The organism is Flindersiella endophytica (assembly GCF_054779015.1).
Genome location: NZ_BAAGYY010000036.1, coordinates 190,162 through 201,652 on the forward strand (window position 1 = coordinate 190,162; position 11,491 = coordinate 201,652).

General features: G+C 70.5%; 14 protein-coding genes. 3 read left to right on the plus strand and 11 right to left on the minus strand.

The window, feature by feature from the left end; translation table 11 throughout:
- Position 1 precedes the first annotated feature (1 nt).
- Positions 2–922: a hypothetical protein gene (locus ACYVF6_RS39365; RefSeq protein WP_460529593.1), complete on the minus strand. Its 921-nt coding sequence runs from the start codon at positions 920–922 to the stop codon at positions 2–4.
- Positions 904–1,074, minus strand: a complete 171-nt coding sequence (locus ACYVF6_RS39370) for a hypothetical protein (protein WP_460529596.1) — start codon at positions 1,072–1,074, stop codon at positions 904–906. The genes ACYVF6_RS39365 and ACYVF6_RS39370 overlap by 19 nt, the downstream gene beginning before the upstream one ends.
- A 63-nt stretch (positions 1,075–1,137) precedes the next feature.
- Between ACYVF6_RS39370 and ACYVF6_RS39375 the strand changes: the two genes are divergently transcribed.
- The gene (locus tag ACYVF6_RS39375) at positions 1,138–2,466 is read left to right on the plus strand and encodes a M20/M25/M40 family metallo-hydrolase (RefSeq protein WP_460529598.1); all 1,329 of its coding nucleotides are present in this window, start codon (positions 1,138–1,140) and stop codon (positions 2,464–2,466) included.
- A gap of 59 nt (positions 2,467–2,525) precedes the next feature.
- Here the strand turns inward: ACYVF6_RS39375 and ACYVF6_RS39380 are convergent, their stop codons facing one another.
- The 4 genes from ACYVF6_RS39380 to ACYVF6_RS39395 are packed head-to-tail and all read right to left on the minus strand — an operon-like array spanning position 2,526 to position 5,262.
- Entirely contained in the window at positions 2,526–2,750 is a 225-nt protein-coding gene (locus ACYVF6_RS39380; RefSeq protein WP_460529601.1) for a DUF5703 family protein, read from the minus strand.
- Between the two features lie 45 nt (positions 2,751–2,795).
- Entirely contained in the window at positions 2,796–3,548 is a 753-nt protein-coding gene (locus ACYVF6_RS39385) for a class I SAM-dependent methyltransferase (protein WP_460529604.1), read from the minus strand.
- Positions 3,545–4,294 carry a class I SAM-dependent methyltransferase gene (locus ACYVF6_RS39390; RefSeq protein ID WP_460529606.1) on the minus strand — a complete coding sequence of 250 codons (750 nt, stop codon included), beginning with the start codon at positions 4,292–4,294 and terminating at the stop codon, positions 3,545–3,547. Before ACYVF6_RS39390 ends, ACYVF6_RS39385 begins: the two co-directional genes overlap by 4 nt.
- Entirely contained in the window at positions 4,291–5,262 is a 972-nt protein-coding gene (locus ACYVF6_RS39395; RefSeq protein ID WP_460529609.1) for an aldo/keto reductase, read from the minus strand. The genes ACYVF6_RS39390 and ACYVF6_RS39395 overlap by 4 nt, the downstream gene beginning before the upstream one ends.
- A gap of 100 nt (positions 5,263–5,362) precedes the next feature.
- Between ACYVF6_RS39395 and ACYVF6_RS39400 the strand changes: the two genes are divergently transcribed.
- Both ACYVF6_RS39400 and ACYVF6_RS39405 read left to right on the plus strand, forming a co-directional pair.
- A complete protein-coding gene (locus ACYVF6_RS39400) occupies positions 5,363–6,412 on the plus strand; it encodes an LLM class oxidoreductase (RefSeq protein WP_460529612.1) in 1,050 nt (349 codons plus the stop codon).
- 3 nt (positions 6,413–6,415) lie between these two features.
- A complete protein-coding gene (locus tag ACYVF6_RS39405) occupies positions 6,416–7,252 on the plus strand; it encodes an undecaprenyl-diphosphate phosphatase (RefSeq protein WP_460529615.1) in 837 nt (278 codons plus the stop codon).
- On the opposite strand, the gene ACYVF6_RS39410 is transcribed toward ACYVF6_RS39405, so the two are convergent.
- The 5 genes from ACYVF6_RS39410 to corA form a co-directional block, all read right to left on the minus strand.
- Positions 7,236–7,976, minus strand: a complete 741-nt coding sequence (locus tag ACYVF6_RS39410) for a class I SAM-dependent methyltransferase (protein ID WP_460529618.1) — start codon at positions 7,974–7,976, stop codon at positions 7,236–7,238. The genes ACYVF6_RS39405 and ACYVF6_RS39410 overlap by 17 nt on opposite strands.
- Before the next feature lie 30 nt (positions 7,977–8,006).
- Positions 8,007–8,654 (minus strand): peptidoglycan recognition protein family protein, encoded by a 648-nt coding sequence (locus tag ACYVF6_RS39415; protein ID WP_460529621.1) that lies wholly within the window; start codon positions 8,652–8,654, stop codon positions 8,007–8,009.
- 66 nt (positions 8,655–8,720) lie between these two features.
- The gene (locus ACYVF6_RS39420) at positions 8,721–9,527 is read right to left on the minus strand and encodes an ABC transporter permease family protein (RefSeq protein ID WP_460529624.1); all 807 of its coding nucleotides are present in this window, start codon (positions 9,525–9,527) and stop codon (positions 8,721–8,723) included.
- On the minus strand, positions 9,524–10,516 hold the full coding sequence (locus ACYVF6_RS39425; protein ID WP_460529627.1) for an ABC transporter ATP-binding protein: 993 nt from the start codon (positions 10,514–10,516) through the stop codon (positions 9,524–9,526). Before ACYVF6_RS39425 ends, ACYVF6_RS39420 begins: the two co-directional genes overlap by 4 nt.
- Entirely contained in the window at positions 10,517–11,491 is a 975-nt protein-coding gene (gene corA / locus ACYVF6_RS39430; protein WP_460529630.1) for a magnesium and cobalt transport protein CorA, read from the minus strand. It abuts the gene before it with no gap.

Here is an 11,491-nt window from a genome sequence, read left to right on the forward strand (position 1 = left end):
CCTACGGCCGCGGCCAGCCGCCCACCTGCGCCGTCACCGCACCGGCGACCTCCGGGACCGTGAGCCCACTGGTGTCGATGCGGAGCCCGTCCGCCGCGCCGGTTCGCTCGAGCCGTTGCTGGGTTTCGTAAGCCTGGCGGGCGATCGAGCGCAGCTCGGCGTCGCTCCTGCCTTTCAGGGGGTTGGGGATGCCGGGGCCCTGGGAGCGTGCACTGCCGAGTACGCGCTCGGTGAGCTGCTCCGCCCCGGCGACGAGCCGGCAGAGGGTCAGGCGGGAGCCTGGCAGCGCCGCGGCGTAGAGGGGCAGCAGGCCGGGCTCGTCGAGTTCACCGGAGACGACGACGCACGGGGCGCCGGCCTCCCGGAACCCGCGCCAGACCGCTCCGAGGTTCGCCGCTGTGAGCTCGTGCGCGTCCGCGTTGCCGCTGGGCCCGTGGTAGCCGAGCTGGGCCAGATCGACGAACGCGGCGTTGATCCCCGCCCGCCACAACGTGGCCGCGATGGTGAACCCCGCCGCCTTCTTCCCGACACAGCGCGGACCGCACAGCCACAGCAGCGGGGTGGGGGGCTCCGCCCGAACGTCCTGCGGCTCGACGTCAGGATCGGTCTCCTCGATGGCCCAGCCCTCGCCGGCCGGCGACCATCCGGTGCGCGTCAGTACGGAGGTGGCAGCGGCCACGATGTCCATGCCGCTCGTATCCACACTCAGCTCGGCGAAGTGCGCGGTGTCCATGGCCTCCGCGTCCTCGAGGGCGCGGTCGAGTGCGCCGGGGAAGAGGCCGCGCTCGACATACCGGCCGCGTAGGTCGTCGCGTTCCGCCCGCAGCCGGCACAACGTCACCGCGGCGTCGGGCAACCGGTCGAGGAAGCGCCGCAGCGCGGCAGCGGAGTCGGCGTTGCCGGTCACCACCAGCCCGCGCACCCCGCCGGATCGGAGGCTCGACCAGAGCCGGCCGAGGTTCCCGGCCCGGAGCCGGTCGTTCGGCGGATCTGGCCCGGACCTGCGACGATCGACACCAGCACCGAGGGCGGCGCGGTCTCCAGCGCTTTCTCGATCGGGGGCCCGCTCGGCATCAAAGCCTGCTTGCCGAAGCTGGTCGATCTGGTGAACACCGGCCTCCGCGCATAATGGAGCCCATGGCCGAAGACCTGCGCAAACCGTACGCACCCGACGCCGAAGTCGTCGAGCTGTGCCGCGACCTGATCCGGATCGACACCTCCAACTACGGCGACGACCAGGGGCCGGGCGAGCGCAAGGCCGCGGAGTACGTCGCGGAGAAGCTCTCCGAGGTCGGTCTCGAGCCCGAGCTGTACGAGTCGGAGCCCGGCCGGACGACCGTTGTCGCGCGCTGGGAGGGCGCCGACCCGGCCGCCGACGCGCTGCTGGTGCACGGCCACACCGACGTGGTCCCCGCGATGGCCGAGGACTGGAGCGCCGACCCGTTCGCCGGTGAGATCCGTGAGGGCTGCCTGTGGGGTCGTGGCGCGGTCGACATGAAGGACTTCGACGCGATGGTGCTGTCGGTCGTCCGGGCTCGCCGGAGGTCCGGGCACGCGCCGCGCCGGCCGGTCGTGCTCGCGTTCACGGCCGACGAGGAGGCTGGAGGACGTAAGGGCGCGCACTGGCTGGTCGAGCAGCACCCCGAGACGCTCGAAGGCTGCACCGAGGCGATCGGCGAGGTCGGCGGCTACTCCCTGACGATCCGCGACGACCTGCGGCTCTACCTCATCCAGACCGCCGAGAAGGGCATGGCCTGGATGAAGCTGCGGGCGCGTGGCACCGCCGGGCACGGCTCGATGCGCAACGACGACAACGCCATCACCGAGCTGGCGCAGGCCGTCGCGCGGATCGGCCAGCACCAGTGGCCGCTGCGGCTCACGCAGAGCTCGAAGGAGTTCCTGGCCGCGGTCTCCGACGCGGTTGGCATCGACCTGTCGACCGACGAGGCCGAGCTTTCGGCAACGCTCTCGAAGCTGGGCTCGGTGTCGCGGATGATCGCCAACACCCTGCGCAACAGCACGAACCCGACGATGCTGCAGGCCGGCTACAAGCACAACGTCATCCCCGGCGAAGCCGTCGCGGCGATCGACGGCCGGTTCGTACCCGGTGGCGACGACGAGCTGCTGGCGACGGTCGACGAGCTGATCGGCGACAAGATCACCCGCGAGATGGTCAACTACGACTCCGCGCCGGAGACGGAGTTCTCGGGCGCGCTGGTCGAGGCCATGAAGACGTCACTGCTGTCGGAAGATCCGGCAGCACGCGCGATCCCGTACCTCATGTCGGGCGGTACGGACGCCAAGGCCTGGGCCCGGCTGGGGATCCGCTGCTTCGGGTTCGCGCCGCTGAAGCTGCCGCCGGAGCTCGACTTCGTGGGCATGTTCCACGGGATCGACGAGCGGGTGCCGACCGACAGCCTGGAGTTCGGGGCGCGCGTACTGGACAGGTTCCTGGACAGCGCATAGGCGCCGGGACACACCGGAAAGCCGGTGGGAGGTGCGTAGCGGCCGGCCGCCTTCGCGGTCTAGCCGAAGATGTGCGAGCCGGGGAGGTAGGTCGTTGTCTTCCTGGCGCGGATGATCTTGCGTTTCAACGTGACCACCCGCTGGCCGTCGGGATAGACCCGCATGCGGTCCAGTTCCCATCCGGCATATTCCGCCCGGTCTACCAAGAGCTGCCGCACCACCCGGCGGGACAGTGTGCGCGGCAGCCGCAGCTTCTCTATTTCGTACTCGCTACTGCTCGCCATCGCTCCATGGTGGCACGCCTAGGCCACCTCGCGGCCACCTTGCCGCTACCCGGCCTGTCCTTTCCCGGCCGAGATCAGCAACCGCCGCGTGACGGGCATGCGAGGGAGCGCAATCGTGGCTTCCGCCTGGAAGGCGGCCAGTGCTTGGTCGTCGCGAGAGTCGAGCGCGAGGGCGGCCTCGTAGAGAGCCCGGCGGCGCACCTCCCACTCGGGATGTTCGGTCACCTCGACGCCGGTGAAGCCGGCCTCGTCCAGTCGCTGCTCGAGCCGGTCGGGGTATCGGCCGGCTTCGCCGCGCGGACCGTCCCAGATCGTGAGCGCCAGATGCTTTCCGGGGCGGAGTACGCGGTGGACGTCGGCCAGTGCCGCGGGTAGGTCGGGCGCGAACTGCACCGCGTCCACGCACAGCACACCGTCGACCGAAGCATCGGCGAAGCCGGCAGCGCCCAGCTCTCCGAACTCCCCGACGGTGAACCTGGCGCGGTTCTCGAGCCCGAACAGCGCGCGCCGCTCGCGGGCATGCGCGACCGCGACCGAGGACGGGTCCACGCCGACCAGCGTCGCGCCGGTCTCGCGGGCCACCCACAGGCCAGGCCCGCCTCGACCACACGCCAGGTCCAGCAGCCGGTCACCCTCGCCCAGCTCGAGCCGGTCGGCGATCAGCCGCAACCCGTCGAGCGGGACGAACGAGAACGGCTCGACCTCCGCCGGCAGCGTCTCGTCGAACACGGTGGTGAACAGCTCGCGGAGCTGTGTACCTGCCCGGGCGTAGTTCGTGAACGCGCCGTCGAAGCTCATGGCTTCGCAGGTCGCCGGCCGGCGACGAGCACCCGGTGGAGCCGTTCCAGCATCGGCAGGGCGAGCTCGGCTTCTGCGCGCAAGTTCCGCAAACCGACGTCATCGTCGTCGATCTCCTGCGGGTCGACAGCCAGCGTCGCCCGGTGGAGCGCACGCTGGTGCTCCAGCCACTCCGGGTGCTCGGTGGTCTGGACATCGACGAAGCCGGCGGCGGTGAGTTGCTCGCCCAGCCGAGCCGGAAACTTGAAGCTTCCCTCCCAGCACGTCACGGCCAGCCGACCCCCGGACCGCAACGCTCGCAGGATGTCGGCGAGCGTCGCTTCCAGGTCGGGCGCGAACTGGATCGAGTCGATGCACAGCACGCCGTCGACGCTCTCGTCGGCGACCCCAGCCGCCTCCAACTCGCCGAACGCTCCGATGGTGAACTCGGCGCGCACCTCCATCCCGAACAGCGCGCGCCGCTCGCGAGCATGCGCGACCGCGACCGAAGACGGGTCCACGCCGAGCAACGACGCGCCGGCTTCGCGGGCCACCCACATGCCGGGGCCGCCCCGGCCGCAAGCCAGGTCGAGCAGCCGGTCACCCCTGCCGAGCGCCAACCGTGAGGCAACCAGCCGCATACCGTCCGCCGGAACGAACGAGAACGGCTCCACCTCGGCCGGCAACCTGTCGTCGAACGCCGTGGCGTAAAGCTCCTGCACCTTGGCGGACGCCGCGTAGGCGCTGTACAAGTTGTCGTATCTCACACCCGCTCCGGATATCCGAGGTCGATCGCCGACACGTCGTCGAGGGCCGCGGTGATCTCGGCCGGCAGCTCCACGTCCTCCACGGTGAGCGAGCCCGACAACTGGGCCGCCGTCCGCGCGCCGACGACCGGTGCGGTGACGCCCGGCCGGTCGCGTACCCAGGCCAGCGCCACCTCCAGCGGCGACATCCCCAGCCCTTCGGCGGCCCGGCACACCGCGTCGACGATGCGGTACGCACGCTTGTCGAGGTAGACGCCGACGAACCGCTCGAAGTGCGGCGACGCCGCCCGCGAGTCGGCGGGCGTGCCCATGCGGTACTTGCCGGTCAGCACGCCACGCCCCAGCGGCGACCAGGGGAGTACGCCGAGCCCGAGCGACGCCGTCGCCGGCAGCACCTCGCGTTCGATGCCGCGCTGCAGGAGGGAGTACTCCACCTGCACCGACGCGATCGGCGCGCGGTCCGGCCAGCCGAGCTGGTGCGTCGCGGCCCGTGCCGTCTGCCACCCGGAGTAGTTCGACACGCCGACGTAACGGGCCCGGCCGCTGGTCACGGCGTAGTCGAGCGCCGTAAGCGTCTCCTCCAGCGGTGCCGCGTCGCTCCATGCATGGACCTGCCACAGGTCGACGTGGTCGAGCCGGAGCCGTCGCAGCGAGTCGTCGAGCTGGTCGAGCAACGTACGCCGGGACAGGTCGATCACGCGGCCACCGCGAAAGCGCTGGATGCCCGCCTTGGTCGCGATCACCAGGTCCTCGCGCGCGACGACGCTGCCGACGAGCCCGCCGAGCACCCGCTCGCTGTCACCGTCGGCATAGCTCGCCGCGGTGTCGATCAACGTGCCACCTGCCTCCGCGAACGCGACGAGCTGGTCGCGCGCTTCGTGCTGGTCGGTGTCGCGGCCCCAGGTCATCGTGCCGAGCGCGAGGCGGGAGACCCGGAGACCGGTCCGTCCCAAGTAACGCTGCTGCACGGGTCGAGACTAGTCGGTCGGTGTGGGCCGTTAGGCTCACCCGACGGTTCGGCTGTGCCCAAGACATGACCTGAGTACCACGACTGGAGGGGCGATCGCTATGCGCCTTGGCCTGACGCTCGGTTACTGGAGCCCCGGCGGACCCGGAAACCAGTTCCTCCTGGTCGAGGAGTCGGACCGGCTGGGGTACGACTCGGCATGGGTCGCCGAGGCGTACGGCTCGGACGCCGTGAGCGTGCTGGGCTACCTCGCGGGCCGCACGCAGCGCATCGATCTCGGTGCCGCCGTCCTGCAGATCCCGGCCCGGCAGGCTGCGATGACCGGCATGACGGCCGCGACGCTCGACCTGCTGACCGACGGCCGGTTCCGCCTCGGCCTCGGCGTCTCGGGCCCGCAGGTCTCGGAGGGCTGGTACGGCATGCCGTTCGCCAAGCCGCTCGGCCGCACCCGGGAGTACGTCGAGGTGGTCCGCTCGGTGCTGCGCCGCGAGACCGTCCAGCACGAGGGCCAGCACATCACGCTGCCGTTGCCGGACGGTCCCGGTAAGCCGCTGAAGCTCGCGTTGCGGCCCAAGCGTCCCGACCTGCCGATCTACCTCGCCGCCGTCGGGCCGGCCAACCTCGAGCTCGCCGGTGAGATCGCCGACGGCTGGCTCGGCGTGTTCGTCGCGCCGGAGCAGGCGTCGGAGAGCCTCGGCCACGTCGCCGCAGGCCGGGCCAAGGCCGGCAAGCACGACTCCGCCTTCGACGCCGTGGCGACGGTTCCCGTCGTGATCGGCGACGACCTCGAGGCGTGCGCGGAGCCCGTACGCGGCTACACCGCGCTCTACCTCGGCGGCATGGGCAGCCGCAAACAGAACTTCTACAACGCGCTCGCCGTTCGGATGGGCTACGGCGAGCAGGCAAAGCAGGTCCAGGAGCTCTACCTGGCCGGCAACTACCGGGACGCGATGGCCGCGGTGCCGCAGGAGTTCATCGACCGCACCGCACTGCTCGGCCCGCCCGAGCGGATCGCCGACCGCCTGCACGCGTACGCGGAGGCAGGCGTCACCACGATCTCGGTCCTGCCGTTCGGGTCGACTCCGGAAGATTCGGTGCAAACCTTGCGGACAATGGCCGACGTCCTGGCGGCGTCAGGTCTGGGAGGGTAACGCGTGGTCCACGACGTCGGATACATCGAGGCGATCCTGCTGGGATTGCTGCAGGGGCTGACGGAGTTCCTGCCGATCTCATCGAGTGCGCACATCAGGATCGCCGGTGCGCTGGCCGGCTGGGGAGATCCGGGGGCGGCGTTCACGGCGGTGATCCAGCTCGGCACGGAGACGGCCGTCCTGCTGTACTTCCGCAAGGACATCTGGTCGATCATCAAGCACTGGACGATCGCACTGTTCAAGAAGGACGTACGCAAGCATCCCGATGCCCGGATGGGCTGGTTCATCATCGTCGGGACACTGCCGATCGGCATCCTCGGCTACCTCTTCCAGGACACGATCGAGACCGCGCTGCGGTCGCTGGTCTACGTCTCGATCGCGCTGATCGTGTTCGCGGCGATCCTCGGGTTCGCCGACCACTACGCCAAGAACCGCAAGAAGTTGCGCGACCTGACCTGGCGGGACGCGTTGTTGTTCGGGTGCGCGCAGGCGCTGGCGCTGATCCCCGGTGTGTCGCGGTCGGGTGGCACGATCACTGGTGGCCTGCTGCTGGGCTACACCCGGGAGGCGGCGGCGAAGTACTCCTTCCTGCTGGCGATCCCGGCCGTGGTGGCCTCGGGTGCGCTGGAGCTGCTCGACATCGGTGGCGAGAACTCACCGGCCTGGGGTCCCACGATCGTCGCGACGATCGTGTGCTTCTTCGTGGGCTACGCCGTGATCGCGTTCTTCATGGCGTGGATCAAGAAGCACAGCTTCACGCCGTTCGTGCTGTACCGCGTGCTGCTCGGAACCGCGGTCCTGGTGCTGCTCGCCTTCGGCGTGATCACGCCGTTCGAGTAGGACGCTTCCGGGCGACCAGCAGCCGGCAGCGCGGACTGCCGTCGGAGCGCCGGCCGAGGTCGTCGAGGGGGAGCGTGCCGACCTCGAAGCCGGCCTCGGCCAGGTCGCGGCAGACGTCGTTGAGGCTCCAGGTGCGGTAGTACATGATGAAGCGCGGGCGCCACAGGGCGTTGCGCACGCGCATCGCGGAGTCGAAGGCCAGGGTGACCCAGTAGGCCCGCGACCCCACCCGTGGCGGTCCGCCGATCGGGAACGCGAACAGCCCACCCGGTCGCAGCACCGCGTGCACCTGCCCGAACAGCGCCGGCCGTTCCTCTGGCAGGAAGTGACCGAACGCCCCGAAGCTCACCACCAGGTCGAACGCCGCCTGGAACGGCAGCGCCATCGCGTCGGCCTGTACCCAGCGAGTCGATCCGGGGACGACCAGGCGCGCGCGCTCGAGCATGCCGGCACTGAAGTCCACGCCGGTGGGCTGGCCCGCGCAGACTCGCCGCAGGACGTGCTCGACGCCCGCGCCGGTACCCGTGCACAGGTCGAGACCGTTGGTGAACGGCCCCAGGTCGAGCAGAGCACGGGCGGTCGCGTCCAGGACGAGGTCGGGCGTACGGAACGCCGTGTGGTCGAACTTCGGTGCGAGCAGGTCGTAGCCGCGCTGCGTGGACGACAGCGCCTGCCTGGCGAGCTCGGCCAGCGTCGGGCCTTCGGGTGAGGAGAACAGCGGCACGGCCGCCACGCTAGTAGGGGCAGCTTGACGTCAGAGCGCCGCGGCCACCCTGTCGCGCAGCTCGGGGAGCCGTGCGTACAGCACGTCACCCGGGCACTGCGTGTTGACGTAGTCGCGATGTCCGACGATTCCCTCGTGCGGATCGAGGCCGTAGACAGTGCACAGCCAGGCGCAGGTGGCCACCAGCGAGTCGAACAGCGCGACCGTGGTGTCGACGTCGGTGTAGAGGCCTTCGTTCTCGATGCCGATCGTGTGGCTGTTGTGGTTGGCCGTCTGGGCGCCCACGCAGTGCCGGCCGGAGTTGATCGCCTCCAGGCTGCGGTTGCGGCCCTCCATGACGTACCCGCCCCGGCTGATCGTGAGCTGCTGTCCGGAGTCGCACCACCCGTTGGTGTCCATGTGCAGGTCCTGGATCCAGTGCGACAACGCGAACGCCTGGTTCAACGAGTAGTCGGTGCTGTTCGCGCTGGCCGTGTGATGGACGACGATGTGGTCGGGCGGAGTGGCGAGCACCTGGGCGGGCGCGCACGGCGGGCGTGCGCTCCACTCCGCGCGGGTGTAGACCCGGGGTGCGGCGGCAGCGTGCGCGGTACCGGTCAGGGCGGGTGCTCCGGCCACCGCCAGGCCAGTGATCACGGTTCCGGCCTGCAGTAGTCGGCGACGTGAGAGCTTGTCCATGCTTTTCACGTTCGCGCAGATTTGTTGCGGCGTGAAGCGTTCCGGCAGGAAGCTGTCACCGGCCGGTCAGGTGAGGCGAGGGCCGAGCCGGTCCCGGGTCAGCGCGCGGGCGCCGAACCGCACCAGGAGCACGGCCACGGCCAGGAACGCCAGGCCGGTGAGGAGGCTGAGCCAGGTGCTGAGGAACAACAGGCCCGTGAACTGACCGACCACCAGCGCGACCGTCGGCAGGACGGCGAGGCCGGCGATCTGCTGCGCACCCTGAACGGTGCGCGAACGGGCGGAGATCAGCACCGCGAGTGAGAGCGCCGCGGCGCTCAACGCGGGCCCGAGCCAGCCGGCGATCAGCAGCCAGTGCAGCGTGGGCAGCAGGGGACCGTGCGCGATCGGCCACATCATCACGTCGCTGATCAGCAGGTAGATCAGCTGGCTCCCGGCCGAGACCGCGAGCGCGGGTATGAGCGCGCTGCCGAGCTTGGCGACCAGCAGCTCGCGGTCGGTGACGGGTGCGAGCAGCAGCGCCTCCAGCGTGCCGCGCTCCCGTTCGCCGGCCACCGCGTCGGTGGCGAGGACCATCACGACCACCAGCGGAACGATCAGCGTGAACGGCGGCAGCAGGTAGATCAGGAAGAACGCCGCGACCTTCGCACCGCTCGACCCGGGCAGGCTGTCCAGCAGTTGCGGCGGCGCGGACTGCGTCAGCTCGGCCAGGTCACCCGGTGGCACGGCGACGCGGGCGATCAGGCCGGCCAGCAACGGGAAGACGACCACGAACAGCGTCGGCATGATCAGCAGCGGGCCCATCACGGCCCGGCTGCCGCGTACGACCCGCAGGTCGCGGAGCACGATGGCCCAGATCGCCCGCCAGTTCACCGCTCGCTCCCGGCAGGCGAGCCGGACCGCTCGTACAAAGCCACGTAGACCTCTTCGAGGCTCGGCTCGTGCGGCCGGACGCCGTAGATCCGGACGCCGCCGATCGCCAGCCGGCGGACCAGTTCGGGTAGCCCGTCCCGGCCGGGCCCGGCAGCGCGCAGCACGACCGTGCCGCTGCCGTTGGCCCCGGACAGTTCGGACACCGGACCCTCGAACAGCTCGCGCGCCGCGCCGGCATCCTCGCGCGCCACCTCGATGTCGACCGCGCCGGTGGCGAGCCGACCGGCCAGCTCGGCCGGCGTGCCGGCCGCCGCCACCTTGCCGTGGTCGAGCACCACCACCCGGTCGCACAGCAGCTGAGCCTCGACCAGGTCGTGGGTGCACAGTACGACCGTCCGCCCGCTGTCCCTGGACAGCCGACCGATCAGCTCGCGAACCATGCGTACGGCCAGTGGGTCGAGCGCCGCCGACGGCTCGTCGAGCAGCAGGATCTCCGGCTCCGGCAGGAGGACGCGGGCCAGCGCGAGGCGCTGCCGCATGCCGGCGCTGAACCCCTCTACCTTGTCGTCGGCACGGTCGGCGAGTTCGAACTCCGCCAGCGCCGCCTCGATCCGGCCGGGCATCTCCGCGCGCGGGAGCCCGAACAGGTCGGCGGCGAACTCCAGGTTGCGCCGTGCCGTGAGCCGCAGGTCCAGGAACGACCCGGTAGGCAGCACACCGAGCTTGCGGCGGACGGCGATTCCGTCGGCCACCGGATCCAGCCCGGTCACCCGCACCGAGCCCGCGGTCGGTGTCAGCAGTCCCGCGATCACGCGGACCAGCGTGGTCTTGCCGGCGCCGTTGTGCCCGAGCAGCCCGACCACCTCGCCGGGCGCGATCGACAGCGTGACGCCGTCGACAGCCCGAACCTCACCGCTGTGCTCACTTCGGGGGCGACCCCGGACCCCGAAATGCCGGGCGACGTCCGCGAGCTCGATGACGGCGGTCACTTACAGCCAGCCCGCGCGCTTGAACAGCCGGTGCAGGACGAAGCACGCGACCACCATGACCACCATCACGCCCGGATAGCCGAGCTTCCACTTCAGCTCGGGCATGTAGGTGAAGTTCATGCCGTAGACGCCGGCGATCATCGTCGGGACCGCCACGATCGCGACCCAGGCCGAGATTCGCCGCATGTCCTCGTTCTGCTGCACGCTGACACTGGCCATGTGTGCCGACAGCGCCGACGTCAGCAGGTCGTCGATCGCGTCGATCTGGTCGGAGGTGCGCATCACGTGGTCGGCCACGTCGCGGAAGAACGGCGCGGTCTTGGTCGGGACACCCTGCACACCGCCGTCGGCCAGCCGGCCCATCGGCGCGGCCAGTGGCAACACCGCCTTGCGGCACAACAGCACCTGCCGCTTGAGCCGGTAGATCGACTGCGCGTCGCTGGTGCGCTCGGACGAGAACACCGACTGCTCGATGTCGTCGACGTCGATCTCGAGCTCGGCGGCGATTTCGGCGTACTCGTCGACGACGTGGTCGCAGATGGCGTAGAGCACTGCCGTCGGACCGTGCCCGAGCACCGACGCACGCTGCTCCAGCTCGGCCCGGGTGTGCCGGAGCTCCGAGCCCTCGCCGTGCCGGACCGTCACGACGAAGTTCTTGCCGACGAAGACCAGGATCTCGCCGGCGCCGACCTCGGACTTCGTGTCGTCGTACCAGAGCGTCTTCAGCACCATGAACAGCATCTCGCCGTAGCGCTCGAGCTTCGGGCGCTGGTGGGCCTCCAGCGCGTCCTCGACGGCCAGCTCATGGAGGTCGAACGCCTGGGCCACCTTGCCGAGCTCGGACTCGTCGGGCGCGTGGAGGCCGAGCCAGCAGAACACCTCGGTGTCGTGGTGGATCGCCTCGGCCGCGGCATCGACGTTGTTCGGGCTCGCTACGCGCTTGCCCTCGCGATAGATGCCACAGTCGACGATCAC